This window comes from uncultured Streptococcus sp., from assembly GCF_963536705.1.
In the GTDB taxonomy this organism is placed as follows: Bacteria; Bacillota; Bacilli; order Lactobacillales; family Streptococcaceae; genus Streptococcus.
Genome location: NZ_CAUTAP010000010.1, coordinates 21,624 through 44,883, shown reverse-complemented (window position 1 = coordinate 44,883; position 23,260 = coordinate 21,624). Strand labels below are relative to the sequence as shown.

23 protein-coding genes are annotated in these 23,260 nt (G+C 41.0%); all 23 read right to left on the bottom strand.

Translation table 11 applies throughout. The annotated features are described in order from the left end of the window. Window positions 1–7: 7 nt before the first annotated feature. Window positions 8–3,130, bottom strand: a complete 3,123-nt coding sequence (locus RWX26_RS06990; protein ID WP_314580321.1) for a VirD4-like conjugal transfer protein, CD1115 family — start codon at window positions 3,128–3,130, stop codon at window positions 8–10. Further along, on the bottom strand, window positions 3,123–3,374 hold the full coding sequence (locus tag RWX26_RS06985; RefSeq protein WP_020992736.1) for a hypothetical protein: 252 nt from the start codon (window positions 3,372–3,374) through the stop codon (window positions 3,123–3,125). The genes RWX26_RS06990 and RWX26_RS06985 overlap by 8 nt, the downstream gene beginning before the upstream one ends. A 314-nt stretch (window positions 3,375–3,688) precedes the next feature. After that, window positions 3,689–4,153 carry a single-stranded DNA-binding protein gene (locus RWX26_RS06980; protein WP_314580316.1) on the bottom strand — a complete coding sequence of 155 codons (465 nt, stop codon included), beginning with the start codon at window positions 4,151–4,153 and terminating at the stop codon, window positions 3,689–3,691. A 15-nt stretch (window positions 4,154–4,168) separates the two neighbouring features. Then, window positions 4,169–5,062: an LPXTG cell wall anchor domain-containing protein gene (locus tag RWX26_RS06975; RefSeq protein WP_314580314.1), complete on the bottom strand. Its 894-nt coding sequence runs from the start codon at window positions 5,060–5,062 to the stop codon at window positions 4,169–4,171. Between the two features lie 20 nt (window positions 5,063–5,082). Next, entirely contained in the window at window positions 5,083–6,165 is a 1,083-nt protein-coding gene (locus RWX26_RS06970) for a hypothetical protein (RefSeq protein WP_314580313.1), read from the bottom strand. A 17-nt stretch (window positions 6,166–6,182) separates the two neighbouring features. Next, window positions 6,183–6,530: a TrbC/VirB2 family protein gene (locus RWX26_RS06965; protein WP_053794437.1), complete on the bottom strand. Its 348-nt coding sequence runs from the start codon at window positions 6,528–6,530 to the stop codon at window positions 6,183–6,185. A 96-nt stretch (window positions 6,531–6,626) separates the two neighbouring features. Then, complete coding sequence (locus tag RWX26_RS06960) at window positions 6,627–8,450, bottom strand: AAA family ATPase (protein ID WP_105025991.1); 1,824 nt, start codon at window positions 8,448–8,450, stop codon at window positions 6,627–6,629. Further along, on the bottom strand, window positions 8,444–10,201 hold the full coding sequence (locus RWX26_RS06955) for a DNA topoisomerase (protein WP_314580310.1): 1,758 nt from the start codon (window positions 10,199–10,201) through the stop codon (window positions 8,444–8,446). Before RWX26_RS06955 ends, RWX26_RS06960 begins: the two co-directional genes overlap by 7 nt. 194 nt (window positions 10,202–10,395) lie before the next feature. Further along, window positions 10,396–14,376, bottom strand: coding sequence for a PBECR4 domain-containing protein (locus tag RWX26_RS06950; protein ID WP_176799719.1), 3,981 nt, complete (start codon window positions 14,374–14,376; stop codon window positions 10,396–10,398). An 18-nt stretch (window positions 14,377–14,394) separates the two neighbouring features. Beyond that, window positions 14,395–14,655 carry a hypothetical protein gene (locus RWX26_RS06945; protein WP_314580307.1) on the bottom strand — a complete coding sequence of 87 codons (261 nt, stop codon included), beginning with the start codon at window positions 14,653–14,655 and terminating at the stop codon, window positions 14,395–14,397. Between the two features lie 109 nt (window positions 14,656–14,764). Beyond that, the gene (gene mobP2, locus RWX26_RS06940) at window positions 14,765–17,131 is read right to left on the bottom strand and encodes a MobP2 family relaxase (RefSeq protein ID WP_399558391.1); all 2,367 of its coding nucleotides are present in this window, start codon (window positions 17,129–17,131) and stop codon (window positions 14,765–14,767) included. A 16-nt stretch (window positions 17,132–17,147) separates the two neighbouring features. Then, on the bottom strand, window positions 17,148–17,621 hold the full coding sequence (locus RWX26_RS06935; RefSeq protein WP_060971018.1) for a hypothetical protein: 474 nt from the start codon (window positions 17,619–17,621) through the stop codon (window positions 17,148–17,150). 21 nt (window positions 17,622–17,642) lie between these two features. After that, window positions 17,643–18,437, bottom strand: a complete 795-nt coding sequence (locus tag RWX26_RS06930) for a DNA/RNA non-specific endonuclease (RefSeq protein ID WP_060971017.1) — start codon at window positions 18,435–18,437, stop codon at window positions 17,643–17,645. Continuing rightward, window positions 18,437–18,784: a hypothetical protein gene (locus tag RWX26_RS06925; protein ID WP_053794433.1), complete on the bottom strand. Its 348-nt coding sequence runs from the start codon at window positions 18,782–18,784 to the stop codon at window positions 18,437–18,439. Before RWX26_RS06925 ends, RWX26_RS06930 begins: the two co-directional genes overlap by 1 nt. Continuing rightward, window positions 18,777–19,115 (bottom strand): hypothetical protein, encoded by a 339-nt coding sequence (locus RWX26_RS06920; protein WP_053794432.1) that lies wholly within the window; start codon window positions 19,113–19,115, stop codon window positions 18,777–18,779. Before RWX26_RS06920 ends, RWX26_RS06925 begins: the two co-directional genes overlap by 8 nt. A gap of 407 nt (window positions 19,116–19,522) precedes the next feature. Further along, a complete protein-coding gene (locus RWX26_RS06915) occupies window positions 19,523–19,798 on the bottom strand; it encodes a hypothetical protein (RefSeq protein WP_168955504.1) in 276 nt (91 codons plus the stop codon). 118 nt (window positions 19,799–19,916) lie between these two features. After that, entirely contained in the window at window positions 19,917–20,750 is an 834-nt protein-coding gene (locus tag RWX26_RS06910) for a hypothetical protein (protein WP_314580297.1), read from the bottom strand. A 16-nt stretch (window positions 20,751–20,766) separates the two neighbouring features. Next, complete coding sequence (locus tag RWX26_RS06905) at window positions 20,767–21,780, bottom strand: hypothetical protein (RefSeq protein ID WP_314580295.1); 1,014 nt, start codon at window positions 21,778–21,780, stop codon at window positions 20,767–20,769. A 16-nt stretch (window positions 21,781–21,796) separates the two neighbouring features. Next, the gene (locus RWX26_RS06900) at window positions 21,797–21,997 is read right to left on the bottom strand and encodes a hypothetical protein (RefSeq protein ID WP_314580293.1); all 201 of its coding nucleotides are present in this window, start codon (window positions 21,995–21,997) and stop codon (window positions 21,797–21,799) included. 10 nt (window positions 21,998–22,007) lie between these two features. After that, a complete protein-coding gene (locus tag RWX26_RS06895) occupies window positions 22,008–22,235 on the bottom strand; it encodes a hypothetical protein (protein WP_023916842.1) in 228 nt (75 codons plus the stop codon). Next, window positions 22,232–22,672 carry a thioredoxin gene (locus tag RWX26_RS06890; protein WP_314580290.1) on the bottom strand — a complete coding sequence of 147 codons (441 nt, stop codon included), beginning with the start codon at window positions 22,670–22,672 and terminating at the stop codon, window positions 22,232–22,234. Before RWX26_RS06890 ends, RWX26_RS06895 begins: the two co-directional genes overlap by 4 nt. Continuing rightward, on the bottom strand, window positions 22,669–23,085 hold the full coding sequence (locus RWX26_RS06885) for a hypothetical protein (protein WP_020992730.1): 417 nt from the start codon (window positions 23,083–23,085) through the stop codon (window positions 22,669–22,671). Before RWX26_RS06885 ends, RWX26_RS06890 begins: the two co-directional genes overlap by 4 nt. Continuing rightward, entirely contained in the window at window positions 23,069–23,257 is a 189-nt protein-coding gene (locus RWX26_RS06880; RefSeq protein WP_008809738.1) for a hypothetical protein, read from the bottom strand. Before RWX26_RS06880 ends, RWX26_RS06885 begins: the two co-directional genes overlap by 17 nt. Window positions 23,258–23,260 lie beyond the last annotated feature (3 nt).

Below are 23,260 nucleotides of genomic sequence, written 5' to 3'. Positions count from 1 at the left end.
CCTCATCTTACATCACATCATCTGCAAACAGATCCTCATATTCATCCATATCCTCATACTGATAGCCGTCATAGAGAATTTCTTCAGCTGCAGCCGCAATCATTTCAGCTGGAGAGGAGAATTGCTGGTTAGGAGACGGCTTCCCTTTTTGATAGCGAGTCGCTAATTTGGCTGTTTCCCCGCTGTTTGAGCCAATCCGATTGCTTAGTGCTCTCCGCCAGTCAATGATATTATCAAAGCTCCTCTGAGCTCCTACAGCTATTTCTTGTAGGTCAAGATTGCGGTGCGGACTTTCCACTGGAATATCCGCAAAAGTCATAGACTGGTCAAACTCTTCCTGAAGGAACATGTATCGATACGGAAGACTGGTCTTTTCGTGCAAGAAGATTGGATCTGTTGTCACTTTACGGCCTGCATTATCCCGTCCTTTGACTCCACGCAGAATGACCGCTTCTCCCTCTTGGAGCTTGGCTAGCTGAGTTGGCGTCAGCAATTCCTGACGGGGATTTTCAATAGCTACGTTTGGATTGGCTTCATCCAAGATATTACTGGAGCGGCGACGCTTAGTAATCGTGCGATAGCCAATTTCTTTACTGAAATATTCATTGGTAGCAGGTTTGGTAGATTTGATATAAATCGTTAAAGAACAGTTCTCTTTAATCGTTGTAGCTGTTTTCTCTCCGTATTCATTATCCAGCTGTTCCAAGTTTTGGATCCATAAATAATACAAAATATTCTGTCCCAAACAGATGGAAATTTTCTTATCCATGTGAGGAATAGCGGGGTTGTTTGTGAACTCGTCCAGAATGTGAAGGATACGGTTCACACACTTTCTCCCAGCTGACAAAGCCAGCTCATAATTCGCATTAAATAGCTGGTCAAGAAAGAGGGATACGATGCCGTTATATTCAGCCCGATTAGGTGGCGTCACCAGGTAGATAATGGTTGGACTGTCAGAATAAACTAGCTCAATATCTTCTTCCTGAAGCAAGTGACCTGCTTGTTTATCAAGCACTGTTACTTTAATAGAGTCCAAGACTGGTTTCTTGGTGTACTCATCCAGATAAATAATTTTATCTTTTTTACGGTAGACTTTTTCAGCTGAGAAACGGTAAATATCATGATCAAGATGATTGAAGTCAATCGTAACTAAGAATTGATCAGGCAGTTTAGGTTCAATAGCATAAGTTAAATACCCTTCCCCATCAACCATAGCCGCTGCTTCCTTCACGTACATGACCTTCCCATCCGCTGAAGAGATGGAGACCTTGGCCGTTTGATGTGCAAACTTATTAGACATGGTGCTGGCTGTGCTAGATCGGAACTTGACGGATAAGCGCCTTGGAAAACCGACAGACTCCAGATCAATAGAATTTTTAGAAGTCAATTTGGCAATGTTGTCTTGCAAGAATAGGTTAATCCCTGACATCATGCTTGAGTAAACATTGCCCTTGGTTTCTTCGGCCGCAAAATCGGACGACCTGAAGTTGAGGTCGACCATTTCCCGAAACTTAGAGAATTGACAATGATTGATACTTCTTAAATTATCAAAATAAACCGTAATTTTAGATTTTTTCTTTACAGCCTGATCTTTACCGGGATTTTCAATGACTTCTCCCAAATCATCCACAAAGACTTCCTCAGATCCTAAATCCGTCAGGAATTTAGCCACATTTCTGACGGTTACAGTGTCCCAGGCATCTGACTCACCATTTTTAAAAGTTTCACTGGCCCGATCAATCAATGCCATTGCAATGGCATTGAAAAGAGAGATAGAGGTATCTTCCCAATATTTAGCGTTTCCATTTCCCGTACCTGGTTTGGTCTTGCGATAAATCGCTTCTGCTACTGCATTGACACGGGTTTGGGTTTTCTCATAATAGCCCTTTCTAGCAGCTGCAATCGCTAAAGCTAAGGGGTTATATGACATCGACCAATCCATATTCTGGAAGGACAAGACATTGACATTATAGCCACGGCGACGCATCGTCTTATAAGAGGACTGATAATGCTCTCCTTTCGGATCAGCAATAATCATTGATGGCTGAATAACGGCTCTACTGTTAATATCCATCGTAACTGCGATATGACCTTCTCCTTTACCTGAACGAGTGATCCCAATTCCTAACATGTTCGTGGTAGCATCTTCAATATAATAATCTCCAGATGGAGTTGCAAGCATGCCTAACACTCGCTCAGATTTAGTTAGAAGACGGCTAAACTTACGGTTTTGCCAAAGCATTTGGGAACCTAGCGTGAGGCCTGTCAAGTTGTTTCTGGTCTCATGAAGAACAGGCACACCACCTTCACCTGGAAAGGTTGTTGTTTTATTAGGAACCTTTTTATACTGTTGGTGAATTTCTTTGACCGTCGCAAAACGGTCATCTCCTTCTTCATTATTATTGTAACTGCGATATTGCTCAAAATTAACCCAGGCCGATTTCCAGGCAATAATCAAGCCGACAATCAAAAGTGGGAAGGCAAGAATAGGCGCCAGGACAAAGACTCGGACATTCAGGAGATTTTGGATCAGGAGGCTGTCCGTATCAAATTCAACCATTTGACTATTATCTTTTAAAGTCATCACGGCAAAATAAAGATAGCGAATGGCAGCACGCAAGACTGTCACTCCATAATTAGTTATCATAAAAGCAATCAAGCTAAACCCAAACCCCATGAGAACCAAGCTACGGTAACTATTGAAGTACAAGATTGGCTTCATCTCTTTGTCAAATCGCTTTCGTTCCTGTTTGACAAAGGGCAAGCGGTAGACTATCCGAAAAAGCAGATTTCCAAAAAGTAAAAAAGTAAAAGCTGGGATGATCTCTACCAAGCGTTTCATAAAAGCTAAGATACTGTTTAAGAATGTTTTCCGGTCAAACTTCTCTTCCCCTGTGACAATCGCTTTAAAGCGGCTCCATTTTTGGACAATTCTTATCTTGAGTATTGCTCTATCCTGATACACTTCTTTGAACCGCTTAAAACTTCTCCTGATGGATGGTCGCTGCCATTTAAACACCTGGAAAAGAAGATAGCCTAAGAAAGCTAAGATGATCAGCAAGTTGAAATAATTGACTTTGGCCAGCTGGATTATGGTGTAATAGATCACCTCCAACCAATTATTATTCATTCACTTCACCCCTTTCTATATCATGAACAATCTTTCTGTCATAGAAATTGGAATAAAGAAAGATTTTGAAGCGCAGCTCTGGACTGGCTTTTTGGTAACGATACAAATAATGATGAAGCCAATCTTCCAATCCCAGCTGTATAGTTGCCAGAGAGCAAGTTCTCCCCTGCTTCAGATAATTTTCAGCCTGAAGAGAGTCAGCTATCAAATCATCTGCTATTAGTTCTGTCTGTTGTTTTGCCATAGGCAAAACTCCTTTCCTTTTGATTTACTCCTTTAGTGTAAGGGATAATGAAAAAACCTGCTCTAAAGGGACAAGTCAGAGGAAACCCCTTCCCCAAGTGAAAAGGGACGCTCATTAGCGTACAATTTGTTGTATAACTTTTTGTGTAACTTGTTATTTAATTACTTATTCCATTGTCTGATGAGACAGCGTCTATTCTAGGGATTTTTCATGGATAACTTGTCAGCCTTCTTTCAAACAAAGTGTTAGAATAGCTTTCTCATCATACAATAAAAATAGCACCTGGCTTTTAAAGCCAAGTGCTGCACTGAACTTTAGAAAGGTTCATCAGCATCCATTGGGATAGGGTAAGCTGAACTTCCTTCAGGTTCTTGATGAGTTGGAGCTGGTTCAGACTGGAAAATATTAGTTCCTGGAACTTGAGCTTGACGACGCTTGACCGCCGCATCTTTACTTTCCAAGAAGGTGATCCCGTCAAACTGTGCAGGAGCAATATACTGATAAGAGCGACGTTGACCATCTTTATTGGTATAGCTCCGCTGGACAATCTCTCCCTTCAGCAAAATAGGAGACCCTTTAGAGAGGCTTTTTGCCATCACTTCTGCTTGTTTCCCGTACATTTTAACGTGGAAGAAGCTAGGCGTCGGCTTGCGGTTCTCATCCAGGAGACTGGAGTCACACACAAAATCAAATTTGAAGCTGACATTCCCATTAGAAGTTTTACCTACTGCATCTTGAGGAATATCAGAGACACGGCCATCAGCTATAAATGTTTGCATAAGCAATTGTCCTTTCTAGACTTCTTTAGCCTCACGGCATTTCTTCAGGAAGAAAGTACCTACACCCAGCAACAAGCTTCCAAGGACAGTCAATAGACTTCCTTTATCTCCTGTAGATGGAAGAGTGGTCATCTTTCCTACTTGATCTGTAACTGAAATTGTTTTATCTGAATTAACTGTAGCGCCAACTACTTCAGGAGCCACCGTTTGAGTGGAACCATCCGCAGTCGCAATCACGACTTGGCTATTTTGTGTAGAGACAATTTGATAGCCCGTGTTCGTAAAAATTGGTTCAGTCGGAGATACGTTAGAAACAACTTGACCAGTCACCTGGGAAGTTGTTCCTACCTGACTAGCTCCCACGCTGGCAGCTGTTTGAGCAGAAATAGTAGGGTCATTAGTTGGGGTATTGGTATTTGGTGTAATCGTAGCTGTACCGCCGTTAATCGTTGGAACAGTTGTTGGCTCATCCTGACTAGGAGGGGTCACAGGATCTTTTGATTTAGGATCTTCAGCAGTCTGACCTTTTCCATCAGCTGGAAGCGTTTCTGAAGAAGAAGATGTTGTGTTGCCTCCTGGCTTAGTTGGTTCCTCCGTTGATGTTGGAGGGGTATTCGAGTCACTTGGTGTTACCGTACTTGGAGGGGTACTTGGCTGTGACGGTTCAGATGGTAGCTGAACTCCTGGGGTAGTCGTTCCATCGACGGGATTCGTTTGAACTGTTGAAGATGGGGTTTCTGTTGGCTGCGTCACACTCGTACCTGGTTCAGCTGAAGGGGCTGGAACTGTTACTGAAGGACTGGAAGTGTTATCTACTGGAGCGACATTCTCAGCAGCAAATACAGCACCTGCCTGACTCAAAATGATTGTAGAGATGGCTAGACTAGCTAAAAGTTGTTTCTTTTTCATAAGATATGTTCCTCTTTCATTTATTTTTTGGGCTTGAGATAATCTGTTTCTTTCGGTTCTGTTATGACCACAAAGCCGTAAGTACTAGATTTATCTTCTTTGACAGAAAAACTCAAGCGGTGATTTGAAGCTTCTTCACCTTGTTTAACAGATAAAACATAGGTTGCTTGATAGCTTTTCTTTTCAGCATCATACGTGATTTTTTCTAAGATGACAGACTGCAAAGTACCCTCTTTAGGAGTGGTGTACTTAGCATCTCCAGCATCTAGGAACGGGGCCAGAGCTTCCTTATTTCCTGAATAATAGTTTGGCAGGAAATAGCGATTGAATACATCTACCTGGTGTTCAGTAGCTACTAAGTGTTGTTCTTGCTTCAACTCCTGGTAAAGATACTGAAGCTGCTCGTTTTGTTTGGTTAGGCGGCTGATTGATAGCATTGACAAGCTCAAAGCTCCTGCCGTCAACACCCCTATCACTCCCAGCAGGAGATAAACTTTTTTCAGATTTACGGGCTGAGGTGTCACCTGTTTTGAAGAAGCCATAGCTTGAGGCTCCCGTGGAGTTGTAAAATAGGAACTTTTTACAGGTTCCATCGCTTCACCTTCAGCTGGAAAGAGAGGGAGGGCCGACTCAGGAATACCTAAGCTTTGCCTATAAATAGGGTACACTTGATTTTCAAAGTATTCCTTTTTATCTGAATGAGTATAATTTCTAAAAGCTTCATCTGTCATAATCGCCTGGATTAATGGGATAAGCAAATTTTGATAGGTTTTGCCAATCACAAAGGGACTGGCAAATACTTCTCCTTCGGAAACAGCTTCTTTCCCTTCCAGGTGACAAACGGCTACCTTCTGAAAAGCAAATTCTCCATAGGCTTTTTTCAGTTCCTGAAAGAGTAGCTCTGCCGTCAAAAAACTCACATAAGGAAGAGAGTCTTCAACCGAAATCTGTCCTTCTGGCAGATAGCTATTATCTAACCCTTCAATAATGCCAAGCAGCTCTTTGTCATCCTCAGGAGATTTACCTTCCTCCCAGGTAAGCTCTAAAAACAAGTCATCCGTCATCAAGCATTTTTTGTTTTTTTGAAACGGGCTAAATGCCATAGGTTCTGACTCCTTTCTTAGTTTTTCACAAAGTTAAAGCCCCACTCCACGATACTTGGGCCAGCAGCTACTGCGATAATACCAATGGCAATAGCCACCCAATGTTTTTTGATAGCAGCCTTCATTTCGCGACCGCCCAGACCATAGGCAAGCCCAGTCGCTACAATAGCCAGACCAAAGGTGATAATCCCAATTCCCTGGATCTTTGAAATTCCCTGTTGAGCGAGATTTTGAGTTTTTGCGAATGGATCATCTGCATAGACAGGAGAAGCCAACAGCCCAGTCAAGAAGAGAGATAAGGTCAGAAAAAAAGGTTTCGTTTTTTGCTTAACGGTTTGAAGAGTGTTTGTCAATTTTTGTTTCATGTGAAATCCTCCTTAAAATTATTGACATCTTTAGTGTAAGAGATAATGAAAGTTTTCGCTGTAAAGGGACAAGTCACTGTAAAAGAAGTATTTTTTTCAACTGAAGAGAACTTCCAGGGGCTCTGTCACATCAAAATGAAGTTGGCGCTGATCGACACGGTGACTGCCATCTGGAGCCTCGCCCTCTACCCAAACATGGATATTGTAAGATTGAGTCGTTTTATTGAGGTCTAGGCTTTTAGCAGAAATAGGAGCCAAGACTTTCCGCTTAATCAAACGTTCCAGTGGACGGGCCCCATTTCTAACATCTGTTCCCACGTCGGATAAATAAGCAATCAAGCTAGAGTCATAGGATAGAGTGAGATTTTGGCGTTTCATCCGCAACGCAATCTCTGATAGATTTTTCTCCGCAATTTCTTCAATAACATCACTTTCCAGCAGATTGAAAATCAGTTTATTTTCAATACGATTTAGATATTCAGGTCGGAACTCTCTCTGGAGTACATTTTCCATACTGCGTTCAAACTGTTGGCGTTCCCGATCTGTCAGATTTTTAAAGTTGCCTTTCAGCTCCGCCTTATCAATGATTTTCTTCGCTCCAACGTTTGTCGTCATAATCACAATCGTATTTTTAAAACTCACAAGGCGGCCTGTGGCATCTGTCAGACGACCATCATCTAAGACCTGCAAGAAGAGATCAAGCACCTCACCATCCGCCTTTTCAATTTCATCCAGCAATAGCACACAGTAAGGTTTCTGTTTGACTCCTTCAGTCAGCTGGCCCTTTGTCCTGGTTCCTCTATTACCAATCAGTTTGGCAACGTCTTCCTTCTGTTTATATTCAGACATATCAAAGCGCAGCATGGCATCTTCATCATCAAAAAGTGCCTCCGCCACTGCTTTTGATAATTCAGTTTTTCCGACTCCTGTTGGGCCAAGAAAAAGGAAAGATGAAATTGGTTTATTTTCATCCTGAAGCCCTGCTTGAGCAATCGTAACAGCATCTACCACAGCGTCAATAGCTTCATCTTGGCCTTTGACCCGTTTCAATAGCTTTTCTTTAAAGCCAGCTAGGCGTTCATTATCACCTTTTAGAATGGTGGTAATCGGGATCCCCGTCTTATTCTTCAAGACTTGGGCAATTTCTTTTTCGGTGACCAGCTCTTTGTTTTCGGCTGAGGAAATAGTGGCAGCCTCGTCAATCAGATCAAAGGCCTTGTCAGGCAGGAAGCGGTCTGTAATATAACGAACTGAGAGCCTGACTGCCGTTTCTACGGCAGCTCGACTAATTTTGATGCGATGAAAGTCTTCATAGATTACCTTAGCTTGATCAATAATTGTGATCGCTTCAGGAATTGTCGGTTCTTCAACCATAACTTTTTGAACCCGCCGTTCCAAGGCTCGGTCTGTTTCCACGTAGTCGTGAAATTCGTCTAATGTGGTAGCCCCAATTAGCTGGAGCTCCCCACGTGCTAGGGCTGGCTTGATAATATTTCCAGCGTCAAGAGACTCCCCGTTTTGGCTTCCCGCCCCAACAATAGTATGGAATTCATCGACAAAAAGGATATTTTGGCCTTTGGTAGCAATCATTTCTTGAATGATGTTTTTAAATTTAGGAATAAAACCACCGTCGTCACCACTCATTAGACTGGAGAGCTCCAAAGAGCGGACAGTTAAGCCTTTTAGATCATTTGGCACCTGATCTCTTAAAATGGCTAAAGCAAGCCCTTCTACAATAGCAGTCTTCCCAACGCCCGCTTCTCCAACCAGAATTGGGTTATTTTTAGTGCGCCTGCGAAGAGAAGTAATGACATTCTGGATTTCCTCATCTCGTCCGTAAACCTCATAATCTGCTTCTTTTTTAGCAATTTTAGCCGATAAGTTATCCGTGTATTTTTCCAAAAATGGAGTTTTCACCATGTATCAGCCCTCCCTTCTTTGGCCTGCTCAATTTGAATTGTTAATTTATCTTTAATTGCATTTACAAAATCACGGGGATTAATCGCTCCCTCGCCAATCTGGGAGAGAAAAAGTTCCCAGCCTCCTGTCGTTTCAGGATTGGAAAATTCATTATCCCATAGATAGTTAATCAGCAAGTACCCCTTATCTGTCGGAAAGAGCTGATCCGTTTTCTTATCCTTCTTCACGTAACCACGGGATTGAATAGTTTGAATAATTGCCCCACGTGTAGCCTGAGTTCCTAGGCCGTATTTAGGAAAGACTTGACCAATCAGCTGACTCTCCGTCAATCGTTTAGGCGGCTTTGTGACACCGTCTACAATCGTTATCTGACAAGCTACTGGATCATCCACCCGATAGTTGGGCAACTCTACATCTTTCTTGACAGGCAAATCACTCCATTCTATCCAGCCTGGATCCAAGGTTCGTTTGCCTTTCGTTTGAAAGACTTGCCCCTTGTTTTCCAGCTGAACCGTTGTCGTTTGATAACGACAGTCAGCCGCAAACATCAAAATAGCTCGTTTAACGACCGCTTCATAAATCAATCGTTCATCTGGAGAAAGGCTCAGGAGATTAGGGATATTTTCCGTTGGGATAAGGGCATAGTGGCTTTTTTTAGCCACTTTGGCAGGGTCTACATAAAAATCCCTAGGCTCTAAGAAAACAGGCTCAAAATGGCAATGAATAGTGTTCTGATAGCTGGATAGATACTGCCTTAAATAATTAAATTCATCTTCAGTAATAAACCGACAATCTGTCCGAGGATAGGACAAGTATTTTTTTAAGTACAGGCCTTCAACCAGCCTCTCCGTTTTCGTTGCTTCAAACTTCCAACGTCTAGCCGCATAGCTTTGTAAATCAGAAAGATTGAAGAGTGCTGGAGCAGGCTTTGCCTTCTCTTCCGCTTCAACTGAGGAAACGAAAGCTACATCAGCAAGGCTCCTGGAAAGCTCCAAAACTTCGTCGCTATTGGTGTATTTATCCTTGTTAGTAAAGATTACCTCATTTTCTTTATCTTCCAGCTGAAGCTTCCAATAGGTTTGAGAGACAAAGTTTCGGATGGCCAGATCATTCTCACAAATCAGACGAACCGCAGGGGTTTGAACACGGCCAACTGATAAACTGTTTCCCTTTGCTTTAGGGAGCATTCCCTGTTTCTGAAGGTTTAGCGTAGCCATTGGGGATAAATTCATCCCTACCAGCCAATCACTTTGTGCTCTAGCTTCAGCTTCTAAATAGAAGCTGTAGGTTTCTTGAGGATCCCTCATATTCTGAAAGGCTCGCTGTAGAGCTCTTGTTGTCATGGAATTGACCCAGAGACGCTTTTTAATTTTCGCTTTACCTTCAGGAATATGAGATAAAATGGAATAAGCTATTCTCTCCCCTTCACGGTCAGCGTCCGTCCCTATAATCACTTCATCCGCAGCCGTCACCTCTTCATAAATCCGTTTAAACATTTCTTTAGAGGTAGGGTCTTTTTTGAGATATTGCTTGAAAGAGACATCGACCAAGGGGAGCTTGGCTAAATCCCAATTATCTTTTGGAAGGCCATATTCAAACAAGTGGCCTTCAGCGGATACAATATGCACTTCACCTAGAAGAAAGGGCGTTCGTTTGATAATATGCACTTTCTTTCTTGTCGTGAAGGTACCTAGTGCCTCTGCATAATCTAAGGCTTGACTTTCTTTCTCAGCCAGAATAACTGTTAGCATCTTTTTCTCCTTCCATTTGTTTTACTTCTTTAATGTAAGGGATAATGGAAAAACGTGCTCTAAGAGGACAAGTCGCTGCACTCAATCTTTTCCAGCTGAGAAAGGCGCCTTTTTTATTGTTCACTAAGTTATATAACTTAGTGTGTATCTTCTTGAACAAGAAAAGGCGCTCCGCATAGGAAGCGCCTTGACTTTTAAGGCTTCAGCCCTTTAGTTGGGCTTTTGGGAAAATTTGGCGATTGCCCTCTATTTTTGGGAGGTTCATAAGGTTTTGTGTGGTGTTCAATATGCTTAACCATTTTTGAGACGGTCTGATGGATCCGTTTCATGGACTCTGCCAGCTGCTTATCATCCAACTGTGTTAGATTTTTTGTCCAGCCAGCCATGTAATCGATGGCAGCCTCACTCGTATCTAAGCCAAAATGCTTCGACACCAGGTGACTGGTCATTTCAGCTTCTAGTTCCTTACAAGGAGTTGACACATCTTCCTTGTAATGAGCGGTAAATTTGGGATTATGGAGAGTGGCATGCGCCAACTCATGAATAGTTGTCGCAATTTGTTCTCCTGGTAAATTATTAGGGTTCAGGAGAATTTTTTGTTCTCCTGGATAAAAGGCCCCTTTAGCATTTCCCAGCTCATGAACCTCATCCCGTAACAGACGAACTCCTAAAGTCCCTGCATAATCACATAGACCATCTAATACCTCTTTCGTTTTTACTTGATCAGTGTCAAACTGGTATTGACGGTTTGGCATAGCCTTTGGATAACTCTCTGGCTTCAAGGTTGTTTGAGAAAGTTCAAACACCTTGTAAGTGGTGAACTTAGGCAGCCCTGTCTCTTGGTCTCTCTCCTGGAATTGAACCACCTTCAACTTTCCTTCCTTCAGCAAAGCTTTCTCTTGAGTGGTCGCTTCTGAAATCTTCTTGAACTTCGGATTGCCTTTACTGTTCTTAACCTGGTTTCCCTGATCATCCAAGACGGGGATCATTTTAGCCATGAGAGGACGGAACAGAGTAATCTGTGCCTTCTCACCTGACTTCACAGACAAGCCCTGGTGAACAACTTCTTTCGTCTCACCTGTCCGCTTATTGGTGTAGGTGTTCCTGGTCTCAATGACATCTTCAGGCTTAATCCCTAATGTTTTCCCTAGTGCCTGCCACTGGTTATACGTCGCCACTGCATTGGCCCCTTGCCATTGATCCTGGATAAGCGCCACGTTTCTTGGGGAGAGCTGTGGAAATTTACTCATGAAATCCATATACTCAGCTAAGGCTTCAGGAGAACGGGTAAACTCCCTAATTTTTTGAAAGGCAATTTCACTCAGTTCATGAGGCGAGACCAGGCTGTAATCAATTTCTCCTGGAGACTCTTTAGCCGGGGCCACTTCTTCAGCAGCTTTCTGATTATCTGCTACAATTTCATTCACCCGTTGTTCCAGCTGGCCCTTTGTTTCCTGCTTAGGAGAGCGAAATTCTTTTTCTTCAGCAGGGGAAGCTGTCAGATCTGTTTCTGGAGTAGCAAGTGAATTTTGAGGATTGTTAGCCTCTTGAGAAATTTCTTGATTAAGGGCCTGATTTTCCAGCTGAGAAAGAACATTCTCATCAATCGCTGCCAGTTCGGCTTGTCCTTCTAATCGACGATACCCCAACCCTAGAAGGCGAGAAACAGGCTCTGTTTCTTCTCCAATATCATATCGGACACCTTCTTTAACAATCTGTCCGCCTGGAGCATAAATATCAAACTTAATCTTAGTAAACGGTAGATAGGCTTCAGAATTACCTGCGATTGTCTGTTCAATACTTTCATGATGAGTCTGATAAAGGCCTTGATTAACCCTATAAAGCTCTTTTACAAAGTCTTCATAGGAAACGATACTCTGTTCTTCAAATGGCAGCCGTGGACTATTTGGCCACTCTTCTGACCATTGTAGGCGGACATGGTAATTGTTGTGATAAATCTGATCCTGGTGCCAATCCTGATAGAAGCTAGAAGTCTTATCAAGCAAACCTAGCTCTTCAGCTTTGACAACAACTGCATTAAAGTCTCCTGAAGAAGCTTCTAATAACTCTGTATATCGAGCCCAAGGTTCTTGAAACTCTTCCGGGATAGTCACGCCTAGTTCTATCGGGTTTCCCACATTATAAGCGGAATCTAACACTTGAGTAAAAACCACTGCTTCAATCATTTTTTCAGCTGGAGAAGGTGACAGGTTGTTTTCTTGATCAAGAATATCTGGGGGTGTCAGTTGATTCTTGAGACTATCCAGCATTTCCTCTCCGCCATCAGAGACAAAATTTTCATTGATTGATAACTGTTCAAGCTGGCCATCACGTTCACGGTAAACACCAAGGATAGGGGTTTTATCAACCTCCTCAAGTTCCCTGGTTAGTTTCGTCCTAGACTGAAAAACTGAGATTGGGATAAAGTTTTCGTCCTCTAGCTCTTTAAACAGCAAAATAATGTCTTTATCATCTGATTTTATGAGACTGTCAAAGCGGCCATTATAACGCCGAATATCCGTCAAATCGTCAAAATAGAAGGAGGTACTTTCTGTTGCGACTGAAAGATCTGACAGCACATTGAGTTTATCAAAAGCAGCATCATTATTGGCCAAAAAGATATTATCAAAGTGTCCGTTTCCTTCTGCAAAGTCATGCAAAGTTTTTTCAGGAGTCTGCCCTTCAGCAATCGGTTTGATCCCCGTCAGGTGCATGAAGTGTTGTTCTTCAAAATTCACCTGAACAGTCTTATCAGGAGTTACATAATAAATCTTGGAATTAGCTAGTTCATCCAAATAATACTGTGCTGCATTTTGAATAGTTTGACGGCGGATAGTGCGATTTAACTTCGCTAAATCACTAGGAGTAACCGCATGATAACGGCCGTCATTACTTGACTGAAACTCTTCATTTATGGTAAAATATAGTAAATGAGAGGATAATGTAGGACGACTGGTAACAGAGCGTTCAAAGGTACCAACTTCTGGTGCGGGTATGGGACTGCCTTCAGCCTTGGGCTGTAAAGACCCCTGACTACCATTGGTCCTCTCATTTTTTTGATGCTCTGAAAGTCTATCCGTCTCTTGATGATGTTCAGGAGACTTTTCTATACTAGTAATTGCTTCTTCTCCATACTGATATTGCAAGGTATCGTTCCAGTCAGCTTTATCTTGTCCTGACCTCCGTTCAGGCAAATCTACCGTAACTGCTGCTCCTTTAGCTTTCAGTTCCTCAATGAATGTTCTTCCTGCGGTGTCATTATCCACCGCAAGAGTAATCATATCAGAATGTTTCCCATCTGCAAAATACTGACTGTCAATCGCCGTTTGGAGACCCTTAGCTAGCTGTTCAGGCGTCCAATTTAGCGGACGGCCTGATAATTCTGATTGAAGCTGGGCCAGATGACGGCCAATCGTTACTTTTTTCAAGCCATCCATGGATACAAGCCGAACGTCTTGTAAAGTATCTTTATTGATCTCATAATAGGACATGAGATCAATCGGGCTTTCAGTGAAGATGAGCCGATTAGGCTTTCCAATATCCACGTGCAAGCCGTCCATTTCATCTGAATTTCTGATAATATTCTTGGCGTAGCCATGCCTCGGCCATTTATTCCAATTCTCTTCAATACCTTGCAAGGTTGCCCCAGTAATTTCACCTGAAGAAGTTAACATTTTGAAGACTATAACAGGTTCAACGCTATTATTCAGCATTGCATTAGCCTGAGCTAGAACACCTTTTTCTAAAAAGAAGTCAATCGTTTCATCAGAGAGACCACGATTTACTTTTAAATAATTTCTGGCTTCTACAAAGTCCTGCTCATACGGTTGAAGATGATAACGAAATGGCTCTTTTTCCCTCTCTACAGCGGTAAATTCTTTAAAGGTACCATCATTGAGATAGTCAATCGCTTGGTTAAAATTGATCTCTCTAATGGTCTCGACAAGTGCAATCACATCACCACCCTGGTGACGGGAAAACCAATTCCACATGTTTTTATCAGGTGAAATCACCAGAGAGTCGTGCTCTTTCCAGCGATAGTCTTTCCCATCTCGCACCAATTCCATGTTCAATTCATTAGCGACGTCCAGAATATCTCTGGAGCGGGCTATTTCTACCCTTTCCCGACGGCTGCGGCCACGGTTCCCTTGAGGTCGTTGTGTTTCTTCTGGCATAGTAGCTCCTTTCTTATATTAAAAAGGTTCACAGATCGGCTGGAAAGGTTCTTCTACAGCCTCTAAAAACAGTTCTTTTGGCAGCTGAACCAGCTCCCCAATTGAAAGTTCTTCAAAATCCTTTGGATTGGCCTGATAGTCAATCGTCATTTCAAGGTTTGCATTTTTGCCTTGACCCTCAAAAAGGACTCGGTGAGTCTCACTATCCAGCGCTTTGACAAGCCAATCAGCTTCAAAGTCAAAGTCATCTATTGTCACACTTGGAAAACATAGCTTCATGATGTTTTCTCCTTTCTTTTGTTCTATTCTTCTAGTCTAAGGGATAATGAAAAAACTTGCTCTAACAGGACAAGTCAACATAAAAAAAGCCATTGGTTGCCAATGGCTTTTAACGACGATTTTCACGGCGTTCTTCCTGTTCTTCTCGCTCATCACTCCTAGCTCTTTCCATAAGGGCTTTTTGACTGCTCCTTTGAGCTTGATTGAGAGAAGCTGTCAGATTTCTCATAAAGCTAGTATCAACCTTCAGGCTGCCCTGTGTTTGTTGGATGGTGCTGCGTCTGTTTTGTTTTTGAGACTGGATCTGTTTTTGTACCGTCTGAAGAAGAGCTTCTTTTTGTCCCTCTTCTTCAGGTCGTAATTTACCATACAATTCTTTCAGTTTGGAAAACTCCTTTGCATTGAATTGTTTATAGGCTTTGATTTGGGCCTCATCCGTGGTTTGGGCTATCTTCTGATTGGTTTTATAAATCCCATGTTTCACCTGGAAAATGGAGATTTGTGTCTCCAACTCTTCCTTGTAATCCTGCTTGGAAATAGGATAACCTTTCAGCAACATTAGGATCCCCTCATCCTGGAGTGGTTTCAACGCTTCCAGCTCTGATTGTAGGTGTCGGATAGGAAGTTGGATAGTGCCCCTATCTGCTTTAGAAATAGGGAGATTGACGCTCTCTACAAACTGACGGCTCAGTGATTGTTTTAGTTCCAATTCAGACTTAGACAAGCGATAGTTTGGTGTCAGCTGTAGTTCAACTAGTTTTAGTTCTGTGACCAGTCTTTCTTGTTTTAACTGGAGAAAAGGCTGATCAGACCGTAAAGGCTGCACCTGGTGAAGAAGCTTTTGACTGACTAGTAAAGCCTTTTGACGCTCTTCTAGCTTACTTAACTTTAGAGCATAGCGAAAGGTCCCCAGCTCCTGCCTTTCTTTCTCCGTCTGATTTTCTTTCTTTTTGGCCGCATCAACAAGCTCCTGTAGTTCAGCTGAAGAAAAGAGAGACAATTCTTTCAAAGACAGCCTTTTAGTCAGGATATTTTCTTCCATCTGTTTGATGTCGTAAACATAGCTGGTCTCAAAGCTCATTTCTCCAAGCCCATTTTCATGTTTATCATACTCTTTATAGACTGGCTTTATAATTTCAATCGGCTGCATCCCTTCCTTGGGACTGTAGCCTTTTTTCTCCCAGGCAGCTAAGGACTTTAAGTAGCTGGCTTCTGGAAACTGCTGGAGAATACGCTTTTGATTGCCTTTAGAAAAATCTGGCAAATTTTTTTCCAGCTGAACGTCTTCAATCTGCGGGGCCGCTTCTTTAAAAGAGCGTAGAATACGATTTCCTAGCCGTTCTCTCAATTCCAGTTCACGCCGATGGATCACACCTTCTAAGTCATAGCCTTTGGCCTGTTTTTCTGATCGTACCGTTTGGCCATTCACTTTTCGGACACGTTCATACGTTTGATTTTTTCCAGCTGAATAAGCCCTATCATAAAGTCCCAAGAAGTTTCTGGTCTCTTCTACAAACTTCTGGTAAAGCTCTTTCCCTTCATTCTGTAAGTAAGAGTCAATATATTTATCCAGGAAAAATTTACTAACCGCAAAATCTTTAGCATTCGAGCCATAGCGCCAATTTGTTTGGAGCGGCAAATGATTATATGCCTGCTCCAGAAAATTTTTCTCAGCTGAAGAGGTCACCTGTTGATTATGAAAAACTTGATCAACAAGATTGGATTTTAGGTTCGCCAAAATCTGCTCTTTTCTGATGAGGCGCTTGCGAGTCTGATCATTAAGCAACCCGTGAAACACATCACTTTTCAGTTTTGAAATGGTCTTCTGCGAAAAGTTGCCTTTATACTCCATCCGCCCTCTCGGTTGATAAAAGATTTTTTCACGGGCACTTTGAAGCTCAGACAGCCCAAAATGGACGTGAATATTCTCCGTATTCAAGTGAATGTTGGCCCACCAAAAAGAAGAGTCTGACAGTCCTTCTTTAGCAATCACTTTCGGCAAGGCGTCTCTTATCACCGATTTGATAGCCTGCTGGTCAACCTGACCCGTCGCAATATCATATAGCCCCTGTTGGGCCAAAAAGGCATTATCAAAAGAGATTACTCCCTGCCAAAGAAGGGAGCCGTTTTGACAAGCTGTTTCAAGATTTTCCTTTAGCTCATTGACCTTGCTTCTTTGAAGATAATTCGCATCTGCTGTAAAGATAGCCGTTAGCTCCTCTGATTGATTTTCTGTCGCATAAGAACGGTTCATATAACTCAGGTAGTCTCTAAAATTGAGATTGAGTTCAGGAACCGCTGCCTGCATGGCCAAAACTTGTTCTTCAGTCAATCCTTCGATTTCTTGACGATGAGTTTCAAGAGCTAATTCTTGATCCTGTTTGACTGCTTCAGAACGGTTTGTGTAATCTACAAATCCACTATTTGCCTCCGTGTACTGCAACATAAATGTCACGGCTGGACTGTTCATTTCCATAGGCATTTACAGCTCCTTAATGAGAATGTTTGATGGTTTGACCCCTGGCCACATCTTCTTGAATGACATCATCAATTCTGGCCATTAGTTCGTGCTGGTTAGGATCCATCCGTGAGTGAATAGACTCTAAATCCTGCACATCAAATTCTTGCCCTTTGGTAATAGCATGAAAATTAGTCAGCTCCAAATACTGCAATCTATTGAGCTGATTTTTCATCACTTTCAGATCCTGCTCTATATTTTCCAGCTGGTTATTTTTGGCCCCTTGAAGCTCAGCTAAACGTTGGATATAAGGCCGAGGGCGATCAATATCAAGGAACAATTTATAGAAAGCATCCAGGGCTAATTGAATTGTTTCTGACTTATTCAATTCTGGCCCGTGTGGGGATCCCTGATCTTGTAAATAATCAATAATCGCTGTAAATTTTTCAGCACCTTCATCTCCTAGGTATAGGCTAAACCGACGGATATTTGATTTTTTTCTTGGCATGAGTTCTCCTTTTTTGGTTCATCAAGGGGCAACTTTTTGAGAGTCCCCGGTTAAATAATTGAGTTCATATCCTGGCTGGATATTGAAAATATACACGTCAAAAGAGATGGTATCATCTTCTACACTTTGGGCCTCCAGACGGATGCCCCGACACACCAATTCCACATTTTTGAAAATTGGTGTGACCCTGTAGCGGACATGATGATTTGTTTCTTTGATATAGTTTGAGATAAAATTTTCATAGTAAAGCATAGAAGATTTTTCATCTTCAAAATTTGCATTCAGGGCCCGTGTCCCTGTGAATAGATTTTGCGGATTATCATTTTCACCACTCAACTGAAAAGCAATTAAGTGGGAACGATTGTAGAGGTAATCCGACTGACCGTTAAAATCAATCTTCTTGTTTTTCCAACCAGTCGGTGTGACGGTTGAAATATCTTCTCGCTCTTTTTTAGGCAGTAGGTCTTGACCTAACATGGCTTCAGCCACTCCTACACGATTGAGCAGATCAAGACTGGAAAATTTTTTCCAGGTGCCTTTTTCCAAATTCAATTCTTCACTCGTAAATTGAGCTTTAGAATGAACTTCAATGACTTGATTTTTTCCATCATAGATTTGTGATTTCAGTTCACTATTTTTAGAATGATAGGTGGATGAAATATCAGAATTTTTTTCTCCAGGTGAACCAGTAATATTGAGCTGACTTTTCAAATCATTTTGTGTAAAAAATGAGACGACCGCTTGAAAATTTTGAGGCTGTACCAGAAGGATGGCTAAAAAGATTATAGCGACAAAAACAAATTTATTTTTCTTCATCAGTAATCACCTGCCTGTCGTTCAGAAGTCACTGCTTTTTCGTCATTCATAAATCCAAGCCAATCAATCGTCAGCTGTTCTACCAGTTCTTGTTTTGCACCATATCCTGATAATTTGATTTCATTCTTCAACAGCAACTCTAAAATCTGGCTCTGTTGCTTTTTAATTTCAGCCAAAGTCTCCGCAAAACGATTTTCATATAAATCTAGTCCATCGTTCATCACGACAGACTCACATTGTGAGAGCATAAATTCATTGAATGATGAATACTGATATTTGTTCGCTATGGTGTGCAGCTGCTCAAACGTATGATCTGGAATATTTCTGATTTTGATTTCCTTAGTCATCTCTTTCCACCTCTCCCTCGTATTCCAACCAGCGGGAAATGTGATTAGCGTATCGGGCCATTTTCGTTTCAAAATCTTGTAAAATGTCGGACTGTTTTTCTGTCAAAAACAAAACGTGGTCAGATGTCAGTTTGATATTTTCAAGATGGGAGACGTACAAATCTTCTGCCCGATTGAATTTTCCTTTTTCAATTTTTTCACGGCACATTCCCAGCAAAAATTCATTAAATGATTTTGCCTTGGTATCTTTCGCAAGAGCTTTTAGATAATTCACCTCTTGGTGTGAAAGTCCTCGGATTTTGATTTCAACAGTTTGATTTTTGGTCGGCATTTCATCTCTCCTTTCTTCAAAAAATGAGCGCCCTTCTTTTTTCTTTTTACGAGGAAAAAGCAAAAAGAAGCAAAAAAGAAAACCTGAACCTCGCAACGTCACGAACCGAAACGGTTCTACTTTTGCGGTTTTTCAGCACACCAGCGCCCACCTGCAAGGCTTAAGGCCTTTTAGGGTCTTAGTGCTTGAAAAGAGCATAAGAGAAACTGTCCCCACATCCCGTGGGGAGTTGATAGTATCAACGTTTCCCTTGTCCCCAATTTTCTCGGCTACGCCTACCTAAGCACACCACTATAACACACCTATACTTACTCTTTTTTCTAATCAGCATACTTTCAGCCACTGATGTTTTAAGAGCAAAATCAGGTTATTTCGTGCTCCTTCAGCTGGAGAAAATCGGTCTGTTTTTAAGAAACCTGTTCACTTTCTTCAGTAGCTTTTTGAGCAGCTTGACGACGTTCTTTTTCTTCTTCTTTGAGAAGAGCGAGTTCTGTTTTTAGGTCATCATGAATTTGTTCATACGACAAATTTTTATCTTTTTTGAGCTGCACCTGGACGTACAATTTACCAATATTTTTTTGAAGCTTTTCTTCTGCTTCCTTACGAACCGACTCCAAAGCAGCAACTTTTTTCTTTGCTTCTTCCAATTCTAAATCAATTTTTTTAAGATCTTTTTTTGCCATCTTATAGCCTCCTTTTTAAAATTAAAATCAGTATAAGGGATAATTTTTTTTTGTGCTGTAAAGGGACAAGTCACCGCAAAAAGAAAACTCCCTAATATAAAATTAGGGAGAAACAATTTTAGGACAATTGCTTCTGAAATCCTTCAACTTCTATTGTAAAAGCAGCTCTTCGACTAAGTTTAAATTTAATCAGTGTATGACCAAAATCTTCTTTTATTCCAAAAGGATAAATTCTAAAAACAGGATAATAAATGGTATCATAATCACCGAAAGTACGCTCTTTTTCTTTTTCAAATTGAACTACACTATAGCGAATAGCTGTAAGCACTTCTCTGTTTAAATAGCTTAATTCGACAAACTCTTGATAAGGTTGTTTAATCACATTTTGGTTAATCATTTTCATCCGTTTGTCAGCTTCTTTTTCATCAGCATCCGTATAAAGATTACATTCAGGCGGCAGATGATCTGTTAGCTTTCGAATACCTAAGTACTCTTTATTGATAACATTTTTGAAGAGATAGCGCTTAAATAATATCGGCTGAATAAAAATTACAAGAGTTGCAAGAGAAAGACTAATTAGCCAAAATGTAAGAAGACGATTAACCATAGATTCTGTTAAAACATGTTGCTTAATATAATCATTTCCTTCTAGGAAAAATAGAAAGATTAAAACAAAATTGAAAGTCGTCTTCATACGTCTCAACTCTCTTGAGGAGAGAGTATAAATGACATCTATTAAGCACTTGAGCATGACTAAGGAAATCAAAACTATCACAGTAAATAGTTGTATATCCCGTGGCATATAATACGTCAGCAAGCCGAATAAAACAGCTGAGAAAATATAAAATTGAACCTTAATCAAGAATTTTACAAGCCAATTCAAACCACAAAACAGTGATAATTTGAGACCATTTTTATTTAGTTCTTTCCATTTTTGAGTGTGTTTTTTCATGATATCTTTCCTTTCACTATTTCATTTCCACCGTTTCAATCGGATTAGAAAATTCAAATGTACCATCTTTCACGGCTGCTTTTTTCTTGTTTAAGGCCTCAATCTTACCTTTTAGTTTTTCAATATTTTCTGTCGCTGTTTCAATCGAACGGTTCTTGGTTTCGATGTTACTATCAATGACAGAAATATCTTTTTGGTTGGCTTCCAGGTCATCACCTGTAAGATATTTTGCTTCAGTATTCAATCCGTCTTTGCGAGACTCATCATCTTCAATAGAGGTTTTCAGCTTAGAAATAGACTCATTCAATTTTTTGATTTGTCCTTCCTGATAGCTGATTTCAGCCTCGATTTCAGTCAGTGTAAACTCTTCACGAGACACCGCATCGATTGTCTTTTGTTTGAGATTTTTATTTTGAGTTGTTACAAAGAATTGAACGGTTCTTTCTGCTTCTTCCTCTTTAGGAGATAAGGATTTTGAAGTGGAACTATCGTCACTTGATGGTGATGTAATGTCAATATCAACTGAACTAGTTGAGACAGTTGTGTTGATAACATCAATCGCAAAAGCACCAAAATCTTCAGGTACTCCACGGATAATAACTGAAATTTTATTATCCACGATTGGGACAACTTCCATGCTCGTTTTAGCTGATTTATTTTGTGAGTAAAGCTTCCATTTTAAGCGCTTGGCATCAATTCCACGGTCAACAGATGAAGTCGCATCCCTAGTCTCAAACTGAAGAACAATGATACCTGTTTTGGGAGAATAGGTCTGACTGGTCAGCTTAATTTCTCCAGTTCCATTGACAAATGTTTGCTTGGTTTTTAGCTGATCATCTGTGTAGGTTTGACGTTCTGGAGAATAAAGTGCCCCAGCCAAAAGACTGATCCAGGCCGCAAATAAAATGGAAAAAATAACTAATTTTCGCTTGATCACATTCTCCTGAAACCATTTTTTAATGGCCAGAAATGGTTTTACAACGGGGCTGGATTTTACATTTTCCATCCAACGTTTTAGTATTTCTATCATGTCTAACAAATCCTTTCTATTTTGCTTTTCCCCACTTCACCTGGCTATTAGGCCAGAAGATTTTCAACATCATCATCAAGACGATAGACGCTTTCATTTGCTTTTTCTCATTTTCATATTTATCTCTGATTGTCACAGAACAAATAGGAAGAAACCAAGCGCATAGCAAGCCAGCCAAGATAATAAAATGACTGATAAAGTTCAATAAGCTATTCATGGAAAACCTCCTAGATACAAGACATTTTTTCCGGTGCAAGTTCGAGAGTCAGCCATAGGGCTTCACTCTCTGAGACATAAGTAAGACGCCCGCCATCGTCATGGAAACAGTGAAGATAGTAAGGCTTTTCTCCAATATGTCTACCTAAAGCAACCATACCTTCAGGCGTCTTAGCACGCCACAATTCATTGTCAAAACGAAACAAAGCTTCCGTCTTTTTGCTTACCTTTTTAGTCATTTCATTGCCTCCTTAATAGCAGACTCATCAGCCTTGATTTTGCCTTTACTGTCCTTAGTCGCATAGAGAGAAAGCTGCTGTTTTCCATCTCTCAGTGTAACAATCGTCGCCGCTTTTTTTACCTGATATTTCTTTACCAAGACCTGGCCTTTTTCCGACTCAACATTGATATAAAAAGTCGGATAAGCACTCTTTTCAGCAGCAAAAATAACCGCCTGTTTTCCTGCCTGGCAATAGGGGCAGCCTGACTTGTAAAAGACCAGGTTCACATTCTGATCAACTACCGCAGCTGTATATTCGTTTTGGGTCAGATGGCTGTCGTAATCTTTGAAAACAACCTCTTGCCAAACCGTCTTTACTCCAATAGCAGCAAAACTCAAAAGCATGATAAAAAGAACAATGCCAAAACCCAATTTGATTGCTTTCAAATCTTTCATAGAGAGTCCTCCTTATCCAGAAAATCAAAGAGATTGCCCTGAATCACTTGAAGTTTAGCCAGCCGTTTCATGTCTTGCTTTAGCTCTTGAAAACTGGTCATAATCTTATTAAAAACAAGCGGATCAAAATCATCATAAATCGCCACAATCGGCAACATAGGCAGATGATCTTTCTTCTCACTATGGAGAAATTCATTGACCTGTCTTTCAGCTACAATGACCCCATCAACTCGTACCAAAGCTGGTAAACTTGTGATGGTTTCTCCATTTTGATAAAAGGTCAGGGCTACATCTCCAGGAGCAATCGTTTCAAAGTCTGCATCGCTTTCAGACACCTTGAAGTAATAAGCTGAGGGCTCTTGTCCTAGTCCTGTCAGATAAGTCCCTCGTACAATCTTAAACGTTTTTGTCATCTTCCCTCTCCTCCTCGTCATCAAACTTAAACATCACCATTTTATTTCTTGATGACATCTCCATTTCAATTTGTTTCCATTCTCGCTTGGTCTTTGTCGTTTTCCATAATGGAATAATATCAAACAGATAAAGTCTTCCAGTATAAAGAACATCATCTTCATTTTTCACCATTAA

Bases quoted from the DNA above. Each gene is read 5' to 3' on its own strand.
- RWX26_RS06935 (WP_060971018.1), bottom strand. From the start codon at position 17,621: ATGCCAAGAAAAAAATCAAATATCCGTCGGTTTAGCCTATACCTAGGA.
- RWX26_RS06890 (WP_314580290.1), bottom strand. From the start codon at position 22,672: ATGAAAGATTTGAAAGCAATCAAATTGGGTTTTGGCATTGTTCTTTTT.
- RWX26_RS06925 (WP_053794433.1), bottom strand. From the start codon at position 18,784: ATGACTAAGGAAATCAAAATCAGAAATATTCCAGATCATACGTTTGAG.
- RWX26_RS06915 (WP_168955504.1), bottom strand. From the start codon at position 19,798: ATGGCAAAAAAAGATCTTAAAAAAATTGATTTAGAATTGGAAGAAGCA.
- RWX26_RS06970 (WP_314580313.1), bottom strand. From the start codon at position 6,165: ATGGCATTTAGCCCGTTTCAAAAAAACAAAAAATGCTTGATGACGGAT.
- RWX26_RS06980 (WP_314580316.1), bottom strand. From the start codon at position 4,153: ATGCAAACATTTATAGCTGATGGCCGTGTCTCTGATATTCCTCAAGAT.
- RWX26_RS06920 (WP_053794432.1), bottom strand. From the start codon at position 19,115: ATGCCGACCAAAAATCAAACTGTTGAAATCAAAATCCGAGGACTTTCA.
- RWX26_RS06895 (WP_023916842.1), bottom strand. From the start codon at position 22,235: ATGACTAAAAAGGTAAGCAAAAAGACGGAAGCTTTGTTTCGTTTTGAC.
- RWX26_RS06930 (WP_060971017.1), bottom strand. From the start codon at position 18,437: ATGAAGAAAAATAAATTTGTTTTTGTCGCTATAATCTTTTTAGCCATC.
- RWX26_RS06910 (WP_314580297.1), bottom strand. From the start codon at position 20,750: ATGAAAAAACACACTCAAAAATGGAAAGAACTAAATAAAAATGGTCTC.
- mobP2 (WP_399558391.1), bottom strand. From the start codon at position 17,131: ATGGAAATGAACAGTCCAGCCGTGACATTTATGTTGCAGTACACGGAG.
- RWX26_RS06880 (WP_008809738.1), bottom strand. From the start codon at position 23,257: ATGGTGAAAAATGAAGATGATGTTCTTTATACTGGAAGACTTTATCTG.
- RWX26_RS06885 (WP_020992730.1), bottom strand. From the start codon at position 23,085: ATGACAAAAACGTTTAAGATTGTACGAGGGACTTATCTGACAGGACTA.
- RWX26_RS06960 (WP_105025991.1), bottom strand. From the start codon at position 8,450: ATGGTGAAAACTCCATTTTTGGAAAAATACACGGATAACTTATCGGCT.
- RWX26_RS06905 (WP_314580295.1), bottom strand. From the start codon at position 21,780: ATGATAGAAATACTAAAACGTTGGATGGAAAATGTAAAATCCAGCCCC.
- RWX26_RS06985 (WP_020992736.1), bottom strand. From the start codon at position 3,374: ATGGCAAAACAACAGACAGAACTAATAGCAGATGATTTGATAGCTGAC.
- RWX26_RS06975 (WP_314580314.1), bottom strand. From the start codon at position 5,062: ATGAAAAAGAAACAACTTTTAGCTAGTCTAGCCATCTCTACAATCATT.
- RWX26_RS06950 (WP_176799719.1), bottom strand. From the start codon at position 14,376: ATGCCAGAAGAAACACAACGACCTCAAGGGAACCGTGGCCGCAGCCGT.
- RWX26_RS06955 (WP_314580310.1), bottom strand. From the start codon at position 10,201: ATGCTAACAGTTATTCTGGCTGAGAAAGAAAGTCAAGCCTTAGATTAT.
- RWX26_RS06990 (WP_314580321.1), bottom strand. From the start codon at position 3,130: ATGAATAATAATTGGTTGGAGGTGATCTATTACACCATAATCCAGCTG.
- RWX26_RS06945 (WP_314580307.1), bottom strand. From the start codon at position 14,655: ATGAAGCTATGTTTTCCAAGTGTGACAATAGATGACTTTGACTTTGAA.
- RWX26_RS06900 (WP_314580293.1), bottom strand. From the start codon at position 21,997: ATGAATAGCTTATTGAACTTTATCAGTCATTTTATTATCTTGGCTGGC.
- RWX26_RS06965 (WP_053794437.1), bottom strand. From the start codon at position 6,530: ATGAAACAAAAATTGACAAACACTCTTCAAACCGTTAAGCAAAAAACG.